Source organism: Pseudomonas sp. C11 (assembly GCF_034683865.1).
Lineage (GTDB): Bacteria > Pseudomonadota > Gammaproteobacteria > Pseudomonadales > Pseudomonadaceae > Aquipseudomonas.
On sequence record NZ_JAWIIP010000020.1, the window covers coordinates 20,818 to 40,904 of the forward strand.

The following is a 20,087-nucleotide window of genomic DNA, read 5'->3' on the forward strand; positions in this document are numbered from 1 at the left end:
AGATTGCCAGTCCAACCTACTCAGGTTTCGCCCAACACCGGAGGTACAAGCGATGCAACGACTGATCCCCGCCCTGGCCCTGATGCTACTCGCCGGTAGCGCACTGGCCGCGACCAAACCCTGCGAAGAACTCAAGCAGGAAATCGAAGTGAAGATCCAGGCCAACAACGTCCCCAGCTACACCCTGGAGATCGTGTCCAAAGACGAAGTCACCGACCCGAGCATGGTGGTCGGCAGCTGCGAAGGCGGCAGCAAAAAGATCGTCTACCAGAAGAACGACTGAAATCCGCCACCTGTAGGAGGGGCTTTAGCCGCGACAAAAGCTCGCCGCTGAAGCGCCTCCCACAAGGTTTATCTCCTCGCTCCTACAGCGCCTTCAACCGGCCAGTGCCTGGTGCAGTTCTGCCAGCGTCTCGACGTGATAGGCCGGCGCCTCGCCGAGCAACTCCTCGCGGCTGCCAAAGCCATAGCCCACCGCCACCGCCTGCAAACCGTTGCTGCGCGCACCGATCAGATCGTGCTTGCGGTCACCGATCATCAAGGTCGCCTCGGGCGCCAGCCCTTCTGATTCCAGCAGATGCGCCAGCAACTCCACCTTGTTGGTGCGCGTGCCGTCCAGCTCACTGCCGTAGATCCGCGTGAAGTAACGGTCGAAGCCGAAGTGCCGGGCGATCTCCGCGGCGAACACCGTCGGCTTGCTGGTGGCGATATACAGCGTGCGACCCTGCGCCTGCAGCGCGTCGAGCAAGGCCGGCACGCCCTCGAACACGCGATTCTCATACAGCCCGGTCACGCGGAAACGCTCGCGGTAGTGATTGACCGCCTGCCACCCCGTGGCCTCATCCAGCCCGTAGGTGCTCATGAAGCACTGCAGCAAGGGCGGGCCGATGAAGTGCTCCAGCGCGGTCAGATCCGGCTCATCGATGCCCAACTTGGCCAGGGCGTACTGCACCGAGCGAGTGATGCCCTCACGCGGGTCGGTGAGCGTGCCATCGAGGTCGAAAAGGAGGGTGGAATGCTGCATGACGGGCGCCTATTCGTAACCGGAACGGTCGCGCAGGATACCCGCCTTTGCCACCTGCTTCACGCTCAGGCGGCCTGCGCCCGATAAGCCCAGCGCAACCCCAGGCGCGTGAACGGCCAAAGCAGCGCCAGTTGCAGCACGGCGAACAGCCCCAGCAACACGAGGCTACCGGCGAAGCCAAACCAAAGCGTGGCCAGTACGATGATCGCGCCCGGCACGGCGCTGCCGAACCACAGGGCAAAGGTGATCAGACAAGCCAGCGCCAGCCGCCCACCGTTGAAGCCCCGCACCTGCACCGGTAACGCCGAACGCGCCGCGAAGAATGTCACCAGCATGAACAAGCCGGTGCTGACCAGAGCACTCAACAATGACCAGCCATCGGCCAGCTCGCTCGCCAGCATGCCCCCGAACAGACGCACCACCAGCGCATTCAACTGCAGGCTGATCACCACCAGGCCCAAGGCGAAACACCGGGCCAGGGTCGTCGCCGACACCCGCAAAGCAGCCTCTGCCGGCCTGGCTTTACGACGAAACAGATGCAGCACCAGCCATAACGTCAACAGCGCCTCGACGGCGAAACGCACCAGGCCGACCAGCCACCACAGAGCATCACTGAGCACGCGTCCGGCACCGTAAGAACCGGTTTTCTCGTACAGCCACATATATAGAAAGCTCAGGGCATAACCCAGAGCCCAGGAAACCACGAGCCAGGCCAAACCATAAGCCAGCATCAGCAACGCGGGTTGCGGGTAGCCCGCCAAGCCCTGCCGCTCCAGGTAGATCGATGTCGCCCAATATGCGGCCAACGTCGACAGCAGCAAATGTCCCAGCCAGAACGGTGCCATCTGGCGCAACAGGTCGGCGTAATCGAGGTCGTCGTATAGAGACCAGGTGACCAGCGTGCTGGCAATGCCGATCAGCCATACCAGCGCGGCGACCCATGCGAACTGACGGGGCAACGCGGGCCACTCACGCAAACCGGGGGTCGTCGCCATTGTCGGCAAAGGTTCGAAGGGATTGGCTTGGCTCATGGGCACTCCTTGTCGAGGTTCAGATCCGTCGAGAACGCGAGAGTACCGACCCTCCCGGCAGGGCAATAGTTCGAAATGGCAGAACTGTGCGGTATCGCCCGCCAGCAGACGACACCTGAAGACTATATGAAGCGCCGTAGGGTGTACTCGCGAAGCAGTACGCCGTATGGGTACCCATATGGTGGAGGTAACAGGGAGGGTTTATTCCCTGAAGGGCATGGTACAAACCATTGGCATGGGCCGGCGGGCTGTTCGCTTCGCTCCTGAGCCCGCCCTACGGTGTACTGCGTCGATGTTCGGCGCCAGGCTACTCATCGGCACGGTTTGCCGCCCCTTCAATCCACTAGACTGCGAAACATCACATGGCAATCCACCAACCCATGCCGCGCGTGGCGGTAGGCCTTGGGCAGGGTGCCGACTATCTCGAAGCCATGCTTCTGCCACAGCGCCACGGCCACCGTATTGGTGGCCACTACGCTGTTGAACTGCATGGCGCTGAAACCCAGTTCGCGCGCAATCTCCAGCGAATGGGCGCAGAGCCTGCCAGCGATACCCTGACCGCGCGCAGCGGGGGCGGTTATATATCCGCAGTTGCACACATGGTCGCCCGGCCCGGCGGCGTTGGCCTTGATGTAGTAGGTGCCAAGAATCTGCCCATCCTGCTCGGCGACGAAGGTGGCGCGTGGCAATTCCACCCAGAGCTTCCAGGCCGTGTCGCGATCCATGTTCGGGTCGAAGGCGTAGGTTTCCTGCGCCTGCACCACGCCTTCGATGATCGGCCAGACCTGGTCGAAATCTGCAGCCTCGATGGGACGAATGATCAGTGTGTCGCTCATTGGTCGTAACCCTCGGCCAGATGCTGATCCTTGAGCTTCACGTAGTTGCCGGCGGTGTAGCTGAAGAAATTGCGCTCCTTTTCGGTCAGCGGGCGCGCCTGTTTCACCGGGCTGCCGACGTACAGGTAGCCGCTCTCCAGGCGCTTGCCCGGCGGCACCAGCGAACCGGCGCCGATGATCACCTCATCCTCAACGACCGCGCCGTCCATGACGATGCTGCCCATGCCGACCAGGATGCGGTTACCCAGGATGCAGCCATGCAGGGTGACCTTGTGCCCGACGGTCACTTCGTCACCGATGATCAGCGGGAAGCCGTCCGGATTGAACGGCCCGGCATGAGTGATGTGCAGCACGCTGCCGTCCTGCACGCTGGTGCGCGCACCGATACGGATGCGGTGCATGTCGCCACGGATCACGGTCAGCGGCCAGACCGAGCTGTCCTCGCCCAGCACCACATCGCCGATGACCACGGCGGAAGCGTCGACGAAGACGCGCGCGCCCAGTTGCGGGAGGTGTTGCTGGTATTTGCGAATCGCCACGATAGAGGCTCCTGGGCTGCGGGAAAGCTTGATTGTAATTAAGATGGCCCCCATATCGACTGCAATCGCCCCGGTATTTGCCGGCTGTTGCCCTCCTTCCTTCGCCACAGGTGCCTCGTCGTGACCGCGAACAATCCCCTGCTGCAAGACTTCGACCTGCCGCCCTATTCGCAGATCAAACCGGAACACGTCGAACCCGCCGTCGACCAGATCCTGGCCGACAGCCGCGCCGCCATCGCCAAACTGCTCGAACAACAGCAGGCCAATCCGAGCTGGGACGGCCTGGTGCTGGCGCTGGACGAACTCGGCGCGCGCCTGGGCCGTGCCTGGAGCCCGGTGAGCCACCTCAACGCGGTGTGCAACAGCCCTGAACTGCGCGCGGCCTATGAGGCCTGCCTGCCCAAACTGTCGGAATACTGGACGGAGATGGGCCAGAACAAGCCGCTGTTCGAGGCCTATGACGCGCTGGCCAAGAGCCCGGCAGCCGAAGGCTTCGATGTGGCGCAGAAGACCATCCTCGAGCACGCCCTGCGTGACTTCCGCCTGAGCGGTATCGACCTGCCGGTCGAGCAGCAGAAGCGCTACGGCGAAATCCAGATGCGCCTGTCCGAGCTGACCAGCAAATTCTCCAACCAGTTACTCGACGCGACCCAGGCGTGGACCAAGCACATCAGCGACGAAGCAAGCCTGAACGGCCTGACCGACTCGGCCAAGGCGCAGATGCAGCAGGCCGCCCAAGCCAAGAGCCTGGACGGCTGGCTGATCACCCTGGAATTCCCCAGCTACTACGCGGTGATGACCTACGCCGACGACCGCGCCCTGCGCGAAGAGGTGTACGCCGCCTACTGCACCCGCGCCTCCGACCAGGGGCCGAATGCCGGGCAGAACGACAACGGCCCGCTGATGAGCGAGATTCTCGACCTGCGCCAGGAACTGGCGCGCCTGCTCGGCTTCGCCAACTACAGCGAACTGAGCCTGGCCAGCAAGATGGCCGAATCCACCGACCAGGTGCTGAGCTTCCTGCGTGACCTGGCGGTGCGCAGCAAGCCCTTCGCCGAGCAGGATCTGGCCGAGCTGAAAGCCTTCGCCGCCGAGCAAGGCCTGGATGACCTGCAAAGCTGGGACGTCGGCTACTACAGCGAGCGCCTGCGCCAGCAGCGCTACAGCATCTCCCAGGAAGAAGTGCGCGCCTGGTTCCCGGTGGACAAGGTGCTCACCGGCCTGTTCGCCATCGTGCAGAAGCTCTACGGCATCGAGATCCGCGAGCTGAAAGACTTCGACACCTGGCACCCGGACGTGCGCCTGTTCGAGATTCAGGAGAACGGCCAGCACGTCGGCCGCTTCTTCTTCGACCTCTACGCCCGCGCCAACAAGCGCGGCGGCGCGTGGATGGACGGCGCGCGCGACAAGCGCCGCGACGCCAATGGCAAGCTGATCGCCCCGGTAGCCAACCTGGTGTGCAACTTCACCCCGCCAGTCGGCGGCAAACCGGCGCTGCTGACCCACGATGAGGTCACCACCCTGTTCCACGAATTCGGCCATGGCCTGCACCACCTGCTGACCCGCGTCGAGCATGCCGGCGCATCGGGCATCAACGGTGTCGCCTGGGACGCGGTCGAGCTGCCCAGCCAGTTCATGGAGAACTGGTGCTGGGAGCCGGAAGGCCTGGCACTGATCTCCGGCCACTATGAAACCGGCGAGGCGCTGCCACAGGCCATGCTGGACAAGATGCTGGCGGCGAAGAACTTCCAGTCCGGCCTGATGATGGTGCGCCAGCTGGAGTTCTCGCTGTTCGACTTCGAACTGCACGCCACCCACGGCGACGGCCGCAGCGTGCTGGATGTGATCGAGGCGATCCGCAGCGAGGTGTCGGTGCTGCGTCCGCCGGCCTACAACCGCTTCGCCAACGGCTTCGCGCATATCTTCGCCGGCGGCTATGCGGCGGGTTACTACAGCTACAAGTGGGCCGAAGTGCTCAGCGCCGATGCCTTCTCCAAGTTCGAGGAAGAAGGCGTGCTCAACCCGGAAACCGGCCGCGCCTTCCGCGAAGCCGTGCTGGCCCGTGGCGGCTCGCAGGCACCGATGGTGCTGTTCGTCGACTTCCGTGGCCGCGAACCGAGCATCGACGCCCTGCTGCGCCACCTCGGCCTGAGCCAGGAGGCCGCATGAGCGACATCACTCCCAAGCGCTTTATCGCCGGTGCCGTGTGCCCGGCGTGCAGCGAAACCGACAGCATCAAGATGTGGAACGTCGACGGCGTGCCACACCGCGAATGCGTCAAATGTGGCTACGCCGACACCCTTGATGCCAATGGCAATTCGGTGCCCAAGGAATTGCCGACTCGGGTCAACGTCAGTGGGCTGAAACCCAAGGTGGCCAATCCGAATGTGCAGGCGGTGCAGTTCTTTCCCAATCCGAAGCTGAAGAAGCCGAGCGAATAATTCGACTTCCGGCCATGGAGGGCCTTATGCGTTTCCTTTTCCTCTTCCTGCTCAGCGCCGCATTGCCGGTAGCCGCTGAGCTACGCGTCGAAATCCTGGAAGCCAAACACAGCGGCTGGGCGAACTATCGTTTCCCCGCGCTGCAAGGCGACAGCCTGGCGGTGCGGCGCATCAACACCTACTTGCACGCCATGGAACTGGAAGGCTTGCCGGGGCGCTTCGAGCGTTCGCCTTTCGAGCGTATCTGGCCAGAGGACGGTGGAATCACGGGCACGAACAGCCTGGATTACCGGATCGATACGGAGCAACCTGGCTTTCTGTCCCTGACCATCAGCCGCGAGTACACCAACGCCTATACCAGCATGCACCATGTCACTTACCTGTTCGACCTGGCCAGCGGCCAGCCCATTGGCCTAAGCCAACTTCTCACGTCGGCGGGACTGCAACGGCTGGGCAAACGCCTCGGGCAGGAGCGACGCAAGCGCATCGAAGACTATCTAGCAGGCACACCGGTACCCGGTGGATATACCGACGAGCTGGTGTCGCTCTCCCCTGACGACCACGACGAACGTAGCGAAGAGCAGCGGGACATGTATCGTCGGTGTTTGCCCAATCGCAGCAAAGCCGACCTGCGCTACAACCGCCTGCAACTCGACAAACAAAAGCTGACGCTGACCGGCGAAAATTGCGCCCCACACGTAGCACAAGCTCTGGATGACCTCGGCGAATTCGCCAACAGCGTGCCCTACGCCGAGCTTGAAGCAGGCCTCACCCCCTACGGACGCTGCCTGCTGCTGGAGCAACGCAGCGACTGTCGCCATCCGGGCGACCTAAAGGCCGGCGGCGTGTACTGGGGCAAGATCGGCGGTCGCTATCCCATCACCCTCGTCGTTGGCACCGACCGGAACAGCCGCCCACAGTCCAGTAGCTACTTCTATGACAAGTACGCCACGCGTATCGAGCTCAGCCGTAACGACTTGCGCGACGGCCGCCTGCGCCTACAGGAAGGCGGCGACACGCCGGCTACTTTCGATCTGTATCTGCAGGCAGACGGCTCACTGCGTGGCACCTGGCAGCAGGACGGCGGCCGGGCGCTGCCGGTAGAGCTGCGTTAGGTTTCGGAAACCGTAGGGTGGGTTAGCGGCGCCAAGCGCTGATCTTGCAACGGTGAAGAAATCCACGCGCCGCGTAACCCACCAAGCGGAGTTTCCTGCCTGCACCGATGGTGGGTTACGCCGCAATCACTCCGGCAGCCTTTACCCGCGCTCTGGTAGGCGGCTAACCCCACCCTACTGATCGCTAGCCACATCAACCACGAAAGAACTCCCCCGGCGTCTCACCAAACTGTTGGCGAAAGGCGGCGATAAAAGCCGAGGTGGAGTCGTAGCCGCAGGCCAGCGCCACGTCGGTGACTCGCTCGCCGCGCTGCAGCGGTTCCAGCGCGTGCAGCAGGCGCAGGCGCTGGCGCCAGGCGCGGAAGGTCAGGCCGGTTTCGCGCAGGAACAGGCGGCTCAGGGTCTTTTCCGAAGCGCCGAGCACCTGGCTCCACTGTGTGAGGCTGCGATTGTCGTCCGGCTGCCCCTGCAAGGCCCGGCACAGGCGCAGCAGGCGTGCATCCTGCGGCAGCGGCAGGGACAGCCCCACTTCCTGGGCAGCACGCAACTGATCCAGCAGCACCTGCGCCAGACGCCCCTCGGCGCCCTGCTCGTCGTATTCCACCGGTAGCTCGCAAAAGCGGCGGATCAGCTCACGGGTCAGGCTGTCGATGGCCAGCACCCGGCAACGCGATGGCGCCCAGGCACTGACGGCGCAGTCGATGTACAGGCTACGCATCTCGGTGCCCGGCGAGCTGATCACTTCGTGCTCAAGGTCGGCGGGAATCCAGATGGCCCGCTGCGGCGGCGCGACGAAACGACCGGCGGCGCTGTGCACGTGCAGCACGCCTTCCAGCGCATAGGAAAGCTGCACCCAGGGGTGGCTGTGGCGCGGCGTGCTGACCGCCAGGGCCAGGGACTCGTTGCGCGCATAGAGCGGCCTGGGCAGGTGCGGCAGGCGCGGTACCGCGCGTTCGGGGAGCGGGCTTTGTCCGTTAAGCGACATTCTCTGGCCTGATGGCGTTAGTCGGTCGATGCCGCTCAGGCTAGAGTGGCCGGGCCCGTCTGACAATAACCGGATATCGCTCATGGCCCGCTCCCGCCTGCTGCCCGACAACTTCACCCTCACCCTGCTCGCCGTGGTGCTGACCGCCACGCTGCTACCGGCCAGCGGCCAGATCGCCACAGTCTTCGAATGGATCACCGACCTGGCGATCGCCCTGCTGTTCTTCCTGCACGGCGCCAAGCTGTCGCGCCAGGCGATCGTCGCCGGTGCCGGCCACTGGCGTCTGCACCTGTTGGTGTTCTCCTGCACCTTTATCGTCTTCCCGCTGCTCGGCCTGCTGCTGCGCCCGCTGCTGGAGCCGCTGCTGGGCACCGAGCTGTTCATGGGCATGCTCTACCTGTGCGCCCTGCCGGCCACGGTGCAATCGGCCATCGCCTTCACCTCGCTGGCACGCGGCAATATCCCGGCGGCGATCTGCAGCGCGGCGGCGTCCAGCCTGCTCGGTATCTTCGTCACGCCGCTGCTGGTGGCCTTCCTGATGGGCGTGCATGGCGACAACGGCTCAACCCTCGATGCCATCGGCAAGATCAGCCTGCAACTGCTGCTGCCCTTCGTGCTCGGGCAGATCGCCCAGCGCTGGATCGGCGGCTGGGTGAACAAGAACAAGACCTGGCTGAAGTACGTCGACCAGAGCTCGATCCTGCTGGTGGTCTACACCGCCTTCAGCGCGGCGGTAATCGGCGGCCTGTGGCAGCAGGTGCCGCTGATCACCCTGCTGGCTGTGATACTCGCCTGCTGCGTGCTGCTGGCCCTGGCGCTGGTACTCACCCACCTGCTCGGCAAATGGCTGGGGTTCAACCTGGAAGACCGCATCACCATTCTCTTCTGCGGCTCGAAGAAGAGCCTGGCCACCGGCGTGCCCATGGCCCAGGTGCTGTTCGCCGGCAGCAGCATCGGTGTGCTGATCCTGCCGCTGATGCTGTTCCATCAGATCCAGCTGATGGTCTGTGCGGTGCTGGCGCAGCGTTATGCACGTCGTCCGGAATGTGAAGTGATCGACGCCAAGACTGCTTCCTGAAGCCAACGGGGATGCGCTAGCGTGCAGAGCGTCAATCACGCTCACAAGGATGTTTATGCGCCCTCTCGCACACCTGATCGGCGCGGCCCTGCTCGGTGCCGCGCCGGTCGCCAGCGCCACTGATTTCGGCCCCTCGATCTACGCCGGGATGACCGCCCGCTTCGATACCGCCACGACCCCGCCCTACCAGAACCCGGAACCTGAACTGCGCGTTCTGCTGCAGTCGCAAAAGGCCTACACCACCCGCAACCACTTCTGCATGGTCGGCTACCGCTGGCCGGATGGTCATTCCTTTGCCTCCGTGCACTGGCGCGAGGGCGGGCTGATCGTGCGCTGGCATGGCGGCAGCGACTGGGCAGACGACTATTTCGAGTGGTACCTCAACAAGGCGGTCAACCTGCAAACCGGGGTGATTGATGCCGATGACTCGCAAGGCAGCACCTTCCTCGTGACCCTACGCGACGCCAACGGCACGCTAGAGGATTGCCGCCTTCATGGCCGCCTGTACGTGGTCGAGCCCTTCACACCACCGCCGCCTCCCGTCGAAGAAGAAGACTGAGCGACGCCCAGCACTGGCGCAGACTCGGCAACCGATATACTGTCTATATATACAGTAATTATTGGATCAACCCCATGCCTGCACCCATTCCACCGCGCGGTCGCGGCACCGCCAGCAATCCGCACAACCGCTATGCGCCCACCCGCTCGCAGCAGGAAGATGACGGCTGGTATCAGGACGAAACCCCGCCGAGCCGCGCCACCGAGGTGCGCAAGGAGCAGGCCAAGACGGCGATCACTCGCAACAGCTCGCCGGACGTCGGTTTCGACCGCTCGGTAAACCCCTACCGTGGCTGCGAGCACGGCTGCATCTACTGCTTCGCCAGACCGACCCATGCCTATTGGGACATGTCGCCCGGCATCGACTTCGAGACCCGCCTGATCGCCAAGACCAACCTGGCCGAACGCCTGGAAGAACAACTGCAGAAACCCGGCTACGTGCCGCAGCCCATCGCCCTGGGCATCAACACCGACGCCTACCAGCCGATCGAGCGCGAACAGCGCCTGACCCGCCAGGCCCTGGAAATCCTGCTGCGCTACAAGCACCCGCTGAGCATCATCACCAAGGGCTCGCTGATCCTGCGCGACCTCGACCTGCTCAGCGAGCTAGCCCATCACAATCTGGTCAGCGTGGCCTTCAGCCTGACGACCCTGGACGACGATCTCAAACGCATCATGGAGCCACGCACCGCTGCCCCAGCGGCACGCCTGCGTGCCATGCGCACGCTGCACGAAGCCGGCGTGCCGGTGAGCGTGATGTGCGCGCCGATGATCCCCATGATCAACGACATGGAACTGGAGGCCCTGCTCGAAGCCGCTGCCGATGCCGGCGCTCACTCGGCCGGCTACGTGCTGCTGCGTCTGCCGCTGGAAATCGCCGGGCTGTTCGAGGAATGGCTGCAGGTGCATTTTCCCGAGCGCGCCGAGCACGTCATGAGCCTGATTCGCCAAAGCCGTGGCGGCAAGAATTACGACAGCCGCTTCGGCAGTCGCATGCGCGGCGAAGGCCAGTTCGCCGATCTGCTGCAACAGCGCTTTCGCCTGGCCCGACGAAAGCTCGGCCTGGATAAACGCGAGCGCGTGGTGCTGGATTGTTCACAGTTCTGCCCGCCCGGTGCGCAATTGAGCCTGCTCTGACCCTACGCCGGGTTATCTGGGTCTGCCTTGCGGCATCGAAACGAGTCCGCCGGTTGTCGCTCAGCGTATGGAAGGCGACACTTGCGTGTGACTCGCACCCCGCTGCGGCTGTCGTTCTAGCAGCGTATTTTTCGATAACAACGAGGTTTAGCGCATGCCTTACAAGCACAAAGTCATTCCGCTTCAGACCCACGAGGGCGAGGAAACCGCCGAGCAGGCCCTGCACAACATCGTCGAAGGCTTCAAACGCTTTCGCAACGAGGTGTTCCCGCAGCAGGAAGAGCTGTTCAAGAAGCTGGCGACCGCGCAAAACCCCCGCGCCATGTTCATCACCTGCGCCGACTCGCGCGTGGTGCCCGAGCTGATCACGCAGAGTTCGCCGGGCGACCTGTTCGTCAACCGCAACGTCGGTAACGTGGTGCCGGCCTACGGGCAAATGATGGGCGGCGTTTCCACCGCCATCGAATACGCGGTGATGGCCCTGGGCGTGCAGCACATCGTGGTCTGCGGCCACTCCGACTGCGGCGCGATGAAGGCAGTGCTCAACCCGGCGTCGCTGGAAACCATGCCCACGGTCAAGGCCTGGCTGCGGCATGCCGAGGTAGCACGCACCGTGGTGGCGGAGAACTGCAACTGCAGCAGCGACCAGGAAGCCCTGGCCGTGCTGACCGAAGAGAACGTGGTCGCTCAGCTCAACCACCTGTGCACCCACCCGTCGGTGGCGGCCAAGCTGGCGCGCGGCCAACTGTTCATCCATGGCTGGGTGTATGACATCGAAACCAGCCAGATCAAGGCCTATGACGCCGAGCTGGGCAGCTTCCTGCCGCTCGATGGCGACAAGACGCCGATGGCCACGCCACGCGCGCGCTTCGCGCAGAGCTGAAATGCGTCGGCCGGAGCGCAAGGCTCCGGCCGACCAGAAGGAAAAGACCATGCCCCGCGCCAGGCGGTGCTGATCGCCCGCGCTGTGCTCGCGCACCTGGGGCATGGCCGTAGAAAGCGGGTAAAAAAAGGAGCCTTGTGGCTCCTGGGTCTCAACCCTGGAGCGCCTCGTACGAGACGCCCCTGAATAAAAAAGGAGCCCGGATTACGCCCCGTCAAACTTGCCCATCCAACAGGCCGGGCTCCTGAGGTTAACCTTCGATTTCCACCAGCACTTCGCCTGGGTTCACACGGTCGCCCTTGGCCACATGCACGGCCTTGACGGTACCGGCGATCGGCGCCTGCACTTCGGTTTCCATCTTCATCGCTTCGGTTATCAGCACGGCCTGACCGGCCTTGACCACGTCCCCTTCCTTGACCAGCACATCAACGATGTTGCCTGGCATGGTGGTGGAGACATCGCCCGGCGCGCTGGCCTGCTTGCGTTTACCACTGGCACCGCCAGCGACGTATTCGTTGAGCGCCTCGAACACCACTTCTTCCGGCATGCCATCGATGGACAGGTAGAAGTGGCGCTTGCCGTCGCCCTTGACGCCGACACCGGTGATGTCGACGCGGTAGCTCTCGCCGTGCACATCGACCACGAACTCGGTCGGCACGCCTTCGCCACCCACCGGGGCTGCCGCGCCACCCTGCGGGATCGGCAGCAGCACCTCCGGGGTCAGCGTGCCGGCGGCGCGCTCCTCGAGGAATTTGCGGCCGATGTCCGGAAACATGGCGAAGGTCAGCACGTCCTCTTCGGACTTGGCCAGGGCGCCGATTTCCTCGCGCAGCTTGGCCATTTCCGGCTTGAGCAGGTCGGCCGGGCGCACGTCGATGACTTCTTCGTTGCCGATGGCGTGCTTGCGCAGCTCCTCGTCGACCTTGCCCGGCGCCTTGCCGTAGCGGCCTTGCAGATACAGCTTCACCTCGTTGGTGATGGTCTTGTAGCGCTCGCCGGCCAGCACGTTGAAGAACGCCTGGGTGCCGACGATCTGCGAGGTCGGCGTGACCAGCGGCGGGAAGCCGAGGTCGGCACGCACGCGCGGAATCTCTTCCAGCACTTCGCTCATACGATTAAGCGCGCCCTGCTCCTTCAACTGGTTGGCCAGGTTGGAAATCATCCCGCCCGGAACCTGGTTGACCTGTACGCGGGTGTCGACGCCGGTGAATTCGCTTTCGAACTGGTGGTACTTCTTGCGTACCGCATGGAAGTACAGGCCGATCTCCTGCAGCAGCTCCAGATCCAGGCCGGTGTCGAACGGCGTGCCGCGCAGCGCGGCGACCATCGATTCGGTACCCGGGTGGCTGGTGCCCCAGGCCATGCTGGAGATGGCGGTGTCGATACGGTCGGCGCCGTTTTCCACAGCCTTGAGCTGGCACATGCTGGCCACCCCGGCGGTGTCGTGCGAGTGCACCACCACGTCCAGCGGCAGGGCATCCTTCAGCGCCTTGACCAGATCGCCGGTGGCGTAAGGCGTGAGCAGGCCAGCCATGTCCTTGATGGCGATGGAGTCGACGCCCATGGCGGCCATCTGCTTGGCCTGTTCGACGAAGGCCTCGATGGTGTGCACCGGGCTGGTGGTGTAAGCGATGGTGCCCTGGGCATGCTTGCCGGCGGCCTTGACCGCTTCGATGGCCACGCGAAGGTTACGCACGTCGTTCATCGCATCGAAGATGCGGAACACGTCGATGCCGTTGACCGCCGCCTTGGCGACGAAGGCACGTACCACATCGTCGCTGTAGTGACGGTAGCCCAGCAGGTTCTGCCCGCGCAGGAGCATCTGCAGGCGGGTGTTGGGCAGCGCAGCCTTGAGCTGGCGCAGGCGCTCCCACGGGTCTTCCTTGAGGAAGCGCACGCAGGCGTCGAAGGTAGCGCCGCCCCAGACTTCCAGCGACCAGTAGCCGACGCGATCGAGCTTCTCGCAGATCGGCAGCATGTCCTCGGTGCGCATGCGGGTGGCCAGCAGGGACTGGTGCGCGTCGCGCAGGATGGTATCGGTGATCGTGATCTTCTTGTTCATGGTGTCCCCTACAGGCCGGCGTGGGCGGCAATGGCGGTAGCGATGGCGATGGCCAGGTGCGACGGGTTGCGCTTGATCGAGTACTGGGTCAGTTCCGGATGGCTTTCGACGAAGCTGGTGTTGAACTGGCCGCTACGGAATTCGCCGTTGCGCAGGATTTCCTGGTAGTACGGGGCGGTGGTCTTCACGCCCTGCACACGCATGTCATCCAGGGCGCGCAGGCCGCGATCCAGCGCTTCTTCCCAGGTCAGTGCCCAGACGATCAGCTTCAGGCACATCGAGTCGTAGTAGGGCGGAATGGTATAGCCGGTGTAGATCGCCGTATCGGTGCGCACGCCGGGGCCGCCGGGCGCGTAGTAGCGGGTGATCTTGCCGAACGAGGGTAGGAAGTTGTTCTTCGGATCCTCGGCGTTGATGCGGAACTGCAGGGCATAACCGCGATGGATGATGTCTTCCTGCTTGACCGACAGCGGCAAACCCGAGGCGATGCGGATCTGCTCGCGAACGACGTCGATGCCGGTGATTTCCTCGGTGATGGTGTGCTCTACCTGCACCCGGGTGTTCATCTCCATGAAGTACACCTCGCCCTCGGCGAGCAGGAACTCCACGGTGCCGGCGTTCTCGTAGCCCACGGCCTGCGCGGCGCGCACGGCCAGGTCGCCGATGTAGGCGCGCTGCTCAGGGGTGAGCTGCGGGCTGGGGGCGATCTCGATCAGTTTCTGGTTGCGGCGCTGGATCGAGCAGTCACGCTCGTACAGGTGCACGGTGTTGCCGAAGCTGTCGGCGAGGATCTGTGCCTCGATGTGCTTCGGATTGACGATGCATTTTTCCAGGAAGACTTCAGCGCTGCCGAAAGCCTTGGTCGCCTCGGAGATGACGCGCGGGTAGGCCTGTTCCAGCTCCTCGCGGCTGTTGCAACGACGAATGCCGCGACCGCCGCCACCAGAGGTGGCCTTGAGCATCACCGGATAACCGATGCGCTCGGCTTCTCCCAGGGCCTCGGCCAGATCGGCGACGTTGCCTTCGGTGCCGGGGGTGCAAGGCACGCCGGCGGCCATCATGCTGCGGCGGGCTTCGGTCTTGTCGCCCATGCGACGGATCACTTCGGCGCTCGGGCCGATGAACTTGATCCCGCGCTCGGCGCAGATTTCCGCCAGTTCGGCGTTTTCGGAGAGAAAGCCATAGCCCGGATGCAATGCATCGCAGCCGGTTTCCACGGCCAGATTGACCAGCTTGCGCGGGTTCAGATAGCCGGCCAGCGGGTCATCACCGATGCTGTGCGCTTCGTCGGCACGCTTGACGTGCAGGGCATGGCGGTCGGCGTCGGAATAGATGGCCACCGAGCGGATGCCCATTTCGGCGCAGGCCCGCACGATGCGGACGGCAATCTCACCACGGTTGGCGATCAGTATTTTTCTTATCACGATCCAATCCTCAGCGCAGAGCTGCAAGGGCCGCTGCAACAGTTGGTTGCAAAACGTGGTGAAACCCTATCCGGCTATACGAATTAACAAAAATGAATAATTATTTGATCGTGCATAAGTAATTACTTATGCACTGACCGAAAGAGGATGAAAACGTGCGTAAAACCCTGCTACGCATGACCCTGCGCCAACTTCAGGTGTTCCGCGCCGTATGCGAACACGGCTCCTACAGCCGCGCCGCCGACGAGATGGCGCTGACCCAGCCGGCCGTGAGTCTGCAGATTCGCCAACTCGAAGAGCTGGTCGGCCAGCCGCTGTTCGAATACGTCGGCAAGAAGCTCTACCTGACCGAAGCCGCCGAGGCGCTGCGCCGCGCCAGCAGCGATATATTCGGCCGCCTGGAAAGCCTGGATATGCAACTGTCCGACCTGCAGGGCTCGCTGCAAGGCCAGCTCAACCTGTGCGTGGAGTCCAGCGCCAAATACTTCGTACCGCACCTGTTCGCCGAATTTCGCCGTCTTTTCCCGGAAGTCAGCCTCAACCTGACGGTGGTCAATCACGCACTGGTGGTACGCCGCCTGACCCTGAGTCGCGACGACCTGATGATCATGAGCCAGGTGCCGCAGGACATGGCACTGGATTTCATGCCCTTTCTCGAGAACCCCATCATCGCCGTGGCGCCGCCCGATCATCCGCTGTGTGAGCACACCGCCTTACAGCTGCAGGATCTGACCACCTACCCGCTGCTGGTGCGCGAAAGTGGCTCGGGCACCCGCCGCGCCTGCGAGGAGTATTGCCACCAGAAACGTGCGCATTTCCCGCAGATCATGGAAATCGGTTCGATGGAATCCCAGCGTGAAGCCGTGCTGGCCGGCCTCGGTCTGGCCTTGCTGCCGCGCCATGCCGTGCGCCTGGAATTGCAGCAGGGCCTGCTGCGCGAACTGCCGGTCGCCGAACTGCCGCTGCAACGCAGTTGGTGCGTGGTCAATATTCGCGGCCGGCGCCTGTCGCCCGTAGCACAGGCCTTCGTCGACTTCATCCGCAGCGAACGCGCCACCATCGTCAGACTGGGCGAGCGCTTCCAGCATATCGGCGCAGGATCGGGCAAGAATCTCGGAGAATCGGCCTAACCCTTATCCACCGGGACAGGCAGGATAAGCAGTCTGGGCGCCGTCTCGCAGCGGCGCGCCATCCACCTGTCGGAGAACACCCATGCTGTCGGGAACCAGCGCCCTGCTCAGTGCCATCGCCAGCGTCGACCGCGATCGCGGCGAAGCCGTGCTCGCCACGGTGGTCAAGGTCGCCGGCTCGGCCTATCGCCGCCCCGGTGCGCGCATGCTGATCCCGCTGTACGGCGGCACGGTCGGCACCATCAGCGGCGGCTGCCTGGAATCGGAAGTGGCGCAGAAGGCCTGGTGGTTGACCGATGGCGGCGAGGCGGTAATCCGTCGCTACAGCACCGCCACCCAGGACGACGATGACGATCAGGACGCAGCCCTGACCTTCGGCCTCGGCTGCAACGGTACCGTCTACGTCCTGCTCGAACGCCACAGCGCGCAGCAACCCCTGGCCGCACTCGACCTGCTGCGCCTGGTGCGCGAAAGCGGCCAAGCCGGCGCCATGGCCACGGTCATCGCCAGCTACCGCAATGCCCGGGTCAAGGTCGGTGATCGCCTGATGCTGCATCCGCAACGCCAGGACGCTGCTCGACTGCCGGACACCGCACTGGAGCAGCGGGTGCGCGAGGATCTCGTCACCACCCTGGCGCAGGGCCATTCGACGCTGCGCACCTACCATGACGGCCGTGGCGAGGTGGAGGTGTTCTGCGAATACCTGCCGCCACAACGGCGCCTGGTGATCTTCGGCGCCGGCCACGACGCGCAGCCATTGGTGCATATGGCCAAGTTGCTCGACTGGCATGTCACGGTCGTCGATGGTCGCAGCCACTTCGCCCGTGCCGAACGCTTCGCCGAAGCCGATGCGGTGCTGGCTGTGGATACGCGCCAGCCGTATGCCCTGCTGCCGTTGACCGACGGCGCCCTGGTGGCGGTGATGACCCACAGTTACAGCCAGGATCGCCATTGGCTCGGCGGTGTGCTGCAGGGCGCGCCGCTGTATGTCGGCCAACTCGGCCCACGTGAACGCACCGAGCGCCTGCTGGGCGAGATTGGCGCACAGGCCACGCCCATGCCGGCGCTGGATCGCCTGCACTACCCCATCGGCCTGGACATCGGCGGCGACACCCCGGAAAGCGTGGCCACCGCCATACTCGCCGAAATGACAGCCGCTCTGAATCGACGCGACGGCGGCATGCTCAAGCACCGCCGGGCGTCGATCCATGCGCCAACACCGTTGGACTGCAGCGATATCGAGCCGGCGACCAGGCTAAGTGCGTCCTGATCCCCGGGCTGCATCGAGGCCACAGGCACGTAGGTTGGGCCGGGCGGCGCTCCGCTTCAGCCCACCACGGCTGGTCTGGTGGGCTAAAGCCCACCCTGCTGACACGACTCCGTAGGAGCGGCTTCAGCCGCGATCAATCGCCAAAGCTCGCCGCTGAAGCGGCTCCTACATAAAAGCGCCCCTTGGAAAATGGCTGCGCTCCTGTGGGAGGGGCTTTAGCCGCGACACCTGTACGGCAATCTCACCGCTAAAGCGCCTCCCACAGCCCCCCACAAACCAAAACGCCCGGGCAATTGCCTGGGCGCTTTTTTGCTACAGCCAGCCTCAGGCCTTGATCTGAGCCGGGAACGGCAGCTTGCGCAGACGCACGCCGGTGGCCGCGAACAGCGCATTGGCCAGCGCCGGCGCCAGCGGCGGCACGCCTGGCTCGCCCACGCCGGTCGGCTTCTCGGCCGAGGGCACGATATGCACGTCGACCTTGGGCATCTCGTTCATGCGCAGCACCTGGAAGTCATGGAAGTTGGACTGCTCCACCCGCCCTTCCTTCAGGGTGATCGCACTGTGCCGCGCCGCTGCCAGGGCGAAGCCGATGCCGCCCTCCATCTGCGCCTTGATCACGTCCGGGTTGATCGCAATGCCGCAATCCACCGCGCACACCACACGATCCAGGCGATAGCTGCCATCGGCCTTCACCGTCACCTCGGCAACCTGCGCCACGAAGGAGCCGAACGACTCGTGCACGGCGATGCCACGCCCACGCTTCTCGCCGTCCGCCCCCGCTGCCAGCGGCTTGTCCCAACCCGCCTGTTCGGCCGCCAGCTTGAGCACCCCACGGTGACGCGGATGCTTCTCCAGCAGCGCATCGCGGAAGGCGTAAGGATCCTGGCCCGCCGCAACAGCCGCCTCGTCGATCATGGTTTCGGCCACATAGCCGGTGTGGGTATGACCGACAGAGCGCCACCACAACACGGGCACCTTGATGTTGGTCGGCGTGCTCAGCTCGACCTGCAGGTTGGGCACGCTGTAGGACAGGTTGGAAAGCCCCTCCACCGAGGTGTGATCGATGCCTTCCTTGACCATGAACGGCTCCAGCGAGGTGCCGGCGATGATCGACTGGCCGACGACACGACTGTGCCAGGCCTGCAGATTGCCGGCCTGATCGAGGCCAATGCGCGCACGATGCAGGTACAACGGCCGGAAGTAACCGCCACGGGTATCGTCCTCGCGCGCCCAGACCATCTTCACCGGCGCGTTAACGCCCTTGCCGCGCGCGGCCTTGGTGATGGCCACGGCTTCCAGCAGGTAATCCGACACCGAGCAGGCACGCCGACCGAAGCTGCCCCCGGCGTAGAGCTGGGTCAGCGACACCTTCTCCGGCGGCAGGCCCAGGTAGGCGCCGATCAGTGCCTGATCCACGGTCTGGAACTGCTCGCCGTTCCAGATTTCGCAGCGATCATCGGAAAGCTTGACCAGGCAGCTCATCGGCTCCATGGCCGCATGCGCCAGATAGGGGAACTGGTATTCGGCTTCGACCACCTTGGCGGCCTGGGCCAGCGCCGCATCGACGTCGCCCTGGCGGGCCGCTGGCAAGCCTGGCTTGGCGGCGCTCTCCCGGTATTGGGCGAAGATTTCCTCGCTACCGAGGGTGAAGGCCTGGCTTTCGTCCCAGTCGATCACCAGCGCGTCGCGGCCCTGGCGCGCAGCCCAGGTGTTCTTCGCCAGTACGGCGACGCCGGCACGGCCATGCGGCAGATCGCGGAACTCCACCACCTCGACCACATCACGCACGGCCTTGGCCTTGCTGCTGTCGACCGAGCGCGGCACGCCACCGAAACGCGGCGGGTAGGCGACCATCGCCACCAGCATGCCCGGCAGTTTGAAGTCCTGGGTGAAGACGGCGCTGCCATCGGTCTTGTCGTGGCTGTCCTTGCGGCGCAATTCGCGCTTGCCGATCAGCTTGAAGTTCTTGGGTTCCTTGAGCTGCACCTGCTCGGGCACCGGTAGCGCGGCCGCCGCCTCGACCAGCTCGCCGAAGCTGGCGTTGCGCCCGGAGCCGGCGTGGCTGACCACGCCCTGGCTGACACTGATCTCGCTGGCCGGCACGGCCCAACGCTGCGCCGCCGCAGCCACCAGCATGGCCTTGGCCGTGGCTCCGGCGTTGCGCATCTGCTCCCAGGAGTTGGCCATGGCCGTGCTGCCGCCGGTGCCCTGCATCGGGCCGAAGGCGAGGTTGTTGTAGCGCTTCACGTCAGCCGGCGCGCCTTCGACGCGCACCTTGTCCCAGTCGGCATCCAGCTCTTCGGCCAGCAAGGTGGCCAGGCCGGTGTAACTGCCCTGGCCCATTTCCAGATGCTTGGCCAGTACGGTCACCGTGCCATCGAGGTCGATGCGCACAAAGGCGTTCGGCTCCAATGGTGCGCCGGCTGCCAAAGCCTCGCTGCCACGCATCAGCGGTGCGAAGAAAATGCCCAGCGCCAAGCCACCCGCGCCCTTGAGCAGGCCACGGCGACTGACGTTGAGGATGCCGCGAGCGGCGCTATCGGGGGTTTCGATCTTGCCCATGATGATGCGCCT

18 protein-coding genes are annotated in these 20,087 nt (G+C 64.3%); 10 read left to right on the plus strand and 8 right to left on the minus strand.

From position 1 onward, the window contains the following. Positions 1–52: 52 nt before the first annotated feature. Positions 53–283 carry a DUF1161 domain-containing protein gene (locus tag VC352_RS23405; RefSeq protein ID WP_322981900.1) on the plus strand — a complete coding sequence of 77 codons (231 nt, stop codon included), beginning with the start codon at positions 53–55 and terminating at the stop codon, positions 281–283. A gap of 93 nt (positions 284–376) precedes the next feature. On the opposite strand, the gene VC352_RS23410 is transcribed toward VC352_RS23405, so the two are convergent. The 4 genes from VC352_RS23410 to VC352_RS23425 form a co-directional block, all read right to left on the minus strand. After that, positions 377–1,024, minus strand: a complete 648-nt coding sequence (locus VC352_RS23410; protein ID WP_322981901.1) for an HAD family hydrolase — start codon at positions 1,022–1,024, stop codon at positions 377–379. Positions 1,025–1,089: 65 nt separating this feature from the next. Further along, positions 1,090–2,055, minus strand: a complete 966-nt coding sequence (locus VC352_RS23415) for a hypothetical protein (RefSeq protein ID WP_322981902.1) — start codon at positions 2,053–2,055, stop codon at positions 1,090–1,092. Between the two features lie 335 nt (positions 2,056–2,390). Next, a complete protein-coding gene (locus tag VC352_RS23420) occupies positions 2,391–2,891 on the minus strand; it encodes a GNAT family N-acetyltransferase (protein ID WP_322981903.1) in 501 nt (166 codons plus the stop codon). After that, the gene (locus VC352_RS23425) at positions 2,888–3,430 is read right to left on the minus strand and encodes a gamma carbonic anhydrase family protein (protein ID WP_322981904.1); all 543 of its coding nucleotides are present in this window, start codon (positions 3,428–3,430) and stop codon (positions 2,888–2,890) included. Before VC352_RS23425 ends, VC352_RS23420 begins: the two co-directional genes overlap by 4 nt. A gap of 120 nt (positions 3,431–3,550) precedes the next feature. Between VC352_RS23425 and prlC the strand changes: the two genes are divergently transcribed. Genes prlC through VC352_RS23440 form a run of 3 tightly spaced genes read left to right on the plus strand, consistent with a single transcriptional unit; the run spans position 3,551 to position 6,986 of the window. Beyond that, positions 3,551–5,599: an oligopeptidase A gene (gene prlC, locus VC352_RS23430; RefSeq protein ID WP_322981905.1), complete on the plus strand. Its 2,049-nt coding sequence runs from the start codon at positions 3,551–3,553 to the stop codon at positions 5,597–5,599. Further along, positions 5,596–5,871, plus strand: a complete 276-nt coding sequence (locus tag VC352_RS23435) for a YheV family putative zinc ribbon protein (protein WP_322981906.1) — start codon at positions 5,596–5,598, stop codon at positions 5,869–5,871. The genes prlC and VC352_RS23435 overlap by 4 nt, the downstream gene beginning before the upstream one ends. Before the next feature lie 26 nt (positions 5,872–5,897). Beyond that, positions 5,898–6,986: a hypothetical protein gene (locus tag VC352_RS23440; protein ID WP_322981907.1), complete on the plus strand. Its 1,089-nt coding sequence runs from the start codon at positions 5,898–5,900 to the stop codon at positions 6,984–6,986. Positions 6,987–7,179: 193 nt separating this feature from the next. On the opposite strand, the gene VC352_RS23445 is transcribed toward VC352_RS23440, so the two are convergent. Continuing rightward, a complete protein-coding gene (locus VC352_RS23445; protein ID WP_322981908.1) occupies positions 7,180–7,971 on the minus strand; it encodes a helix-turn-helix transcriptional regulator in 792 nt (263 codons plus the stop codon). An 82-nt stretch (positions 7,972–8,053) separates the two neighbouring features. Here VC352_RS23445 and VC352_RS23450 point away from each other — a divergent pair, with 82 nt between their 5' ends. The 4 genes from VC352_RS23450 (at position 8,054) to VC352_RS23465 (ending at position 11,627) form a co-directional block, all read left to right on the plus strand. Further along, positions 8,054–9,049: a bile acid:sodium symporter family protein gene (locus tag VC352_RS23450; protein WP_322981909.1), complete on the plus strand. Its 996-nt coding sequence runs from the start codon at positions 8,054–8,056 to the stop codon at positions 9,047–9,049. Positions 9,050–9,104: 55 nt separating this feature from the next. Then, positions 9,105–9,608, plus strand: a complete 504-nt coding sequence (locus VC352_RS23455) for a hypothetical protein (RefSeq protein WP_322981910.1) — start codon at positions 9,105–9,107, stop codon at positions 9,606–9,608. A gap of 74 nt (positions 9,609–9,682) precedes the next feature. Continuing rightward, on the plus strand, positions 9,683–10,744 hold the full coding sequence (locus VC352_RS23460) for a PA0069 family radical SAM protein (protein ID WP_322981911.1): 1,062 nt from the start codon (positions 9,683–9,685) through the stop codon (positions 10,742–10,744). 154 nt (positions 10,745–10,898) lie between these two features. Further along, positions 10,899–11,627: a carbonic anhydrase gene (locus VC352_RS23465; RefSeq protein WP_322981912.1), complete on the plus strand. Its 729-nt coding sequence runs from the start codon at positions 10,899–10,901 to the stop codon at positions 11,625–11,627. 250 nt (positions 11,628–11,877) lie between these two features. Here VC352_RS23465 and oadA read toward each other — a convergent pair whose 3' ends face one another. Together oadA and VC352_RS23475 are read right to left on the minus strand one after the other, a co-directional pair. Further along, entirely contained in the window at positions 11,878–13,689 is a 1,812-nt protein-coding gene (oadA, locus tag VC352_RS23470; RefSeq protein ID WP_322981913.1) for a sodium-extruding oxaloacetate decarboxylase subunit alpha, read from the minus strand. A gap of 8 nt (positions 13,690–13,697) precedes the next feature. Further along, positions 13,698–15,113 carry an acetyl-CoA carboxylase biotin carboxylase subunit gene (locus tag VC352_RS23475; RefSeq protein ID WP_322981914.1) on the minus strand — a complete coding sequence of 472 codons (1,416 nt, stop codon included), beginning with the start codon at positions 15,111–15,113 and terminating at the stop codon, positions 13,698–13,700. Positions 15,114–15,268: 155 nt separating this feature from the next. Between VC352_RS23475 and VC352_RS23480 the strand changes: the two genes are divergently transcribed. Then, complete coding sequence (locus tag VC352_RS23480) at positions 15,269–16,243, plus strand: LysR family transcriptional regulator (RefSeq protein ID WP_322981915.1); 975 nt, start codon at positions 15,269–15,271, stop codon at positions 16,241–16,243. Positions 16,244–16,325: 82 nt separating this feature from the next. Further along, positions 16,326–17,513 carry an XdhC family protein gene (locus VC352_RS23485; protein WP_322981916.1) on the plus strand — a complete coding sequence of 396 codons (1,188 nt, stop codon included), beginning with the start codon at positions 16,326–16,328 and terminating at the stop codon, positions 17,511–17,513. 324 nt (positions 17,514–17,837) lie between these two features. Here VC352_RS23485 and VC352_RS23490 read toward each other — a convergent pair whose 3' ends face one another. Further along, positions 17,838–20,075, minus strand: a complete 2,238-nt coding sequence (locus VC352_RS23490; protein ID WP_322981917.1) for a xanthine dehydrogenase family protein molybdopterin-binding subunit — start codon at positions 20,073–20,075, stop codon at positions 17,838–17,840. Positions 20,076–20,087 lie beyond the last annotated feature (12 nt).

Bases quoted from the DNA above. Each gene is read 5' to 3' on its own strand.
- VC352_RS23435 (WP_322981906.1), top strand. From the start codon at position 5,596: ATGAGCGACATCACTCCCAAGCGCTTTATCGCCGGTGCCGTGTGCCCG.
- VC352_RS23405 (WP_322981900.1), top strand. From the start codon at position 53: ATGCAACGACTGATCCCCGCCCTGGCCCTGATGCTACTCGCCGGTAGC.
- VC352_RS23440 (WP_322981907.1), top strand. From the start codon at position 5,898: ATGCGTTTCCTTTTCCTCTTCCTGCTCAGCGCCGCATTGCCGGTAGCC.
- VC352_RS23460 (WP_322981911.1), top strand. From the start codon at position 9,683: ATGCCTGCACCCATTCCACCGCGCGGTCGCGGCACCGCCAGCAATCCG.
- VC352_RS23455 (WP_322981910.1), top strand. From the start codon at position 9,105: ATGCGCCCTCTCGCACACCTGATCGGCGCGGCCCTGCTCGGTGCCGCG.
- VC352_RS23410 (WP_322981901.1), bottom strand. From the start codon at position 1,024: ATGCAGCATTCCACCCTCCTTTTCGACCTCGATGGCACGCTCACCGAC.
- VC352_RS23465 (WP_322981912.1), top strand. From the start codon at position 10,899: ATGCCTTACAAGCACAAAGTCATTCCGCTTCAGACCCACGAGGGCGAG.
- VC352_RS23420 (WP_322981903.1), bottom strand. From the start codon at position 2,891: ATGAGCGACACACTGATCATTCGTCCCATCGAGGCTGCAGATTTCGAC.
- VC352_RS23450 (WP_322981909.1), top strand. From the start codon at position 8,054: ATGGCCCGCTCCCGCCTGCTGCCCGACAACTTCACCCTCACCCTGCTC.
- VC352_RS23485 (WP_322981916.1), top strand. From the start codon at position 16,326: ATGCTGTCGGGAACCAGCGCCCTGCTCAGTGCCATCGCCAGCGTCGAC.
- VC352_RS23415 (WP_322981902.1), bottom strand. From the start codon at position 2,055: ATGAGCCAAGCCAATCCCTTCGAACCTTTGCCGACAATGGCGACGACC.
- VC352_RS23490 (WP_322981917.1), bottom strand. From the start codon at position 20,075: ATGGGCAAGATCGAAACCCCCGATAGCGCCGCTCGCGGCATCCTCAAC.
- oadA (WP_322981913.1), bottom strand. From the start codon at position 13,689: ATGAACAAGAAGATCACGATCACCGATACCATCCTGCGCGACGCGCAC.
- VC352_RS23445 (WP_322981908.1), bottom strand. From the start codon at position 7,971: ATGTCGCTTAACGGACAAAGCCCGCTCCCCGAACGCGCGGTACCGCGC.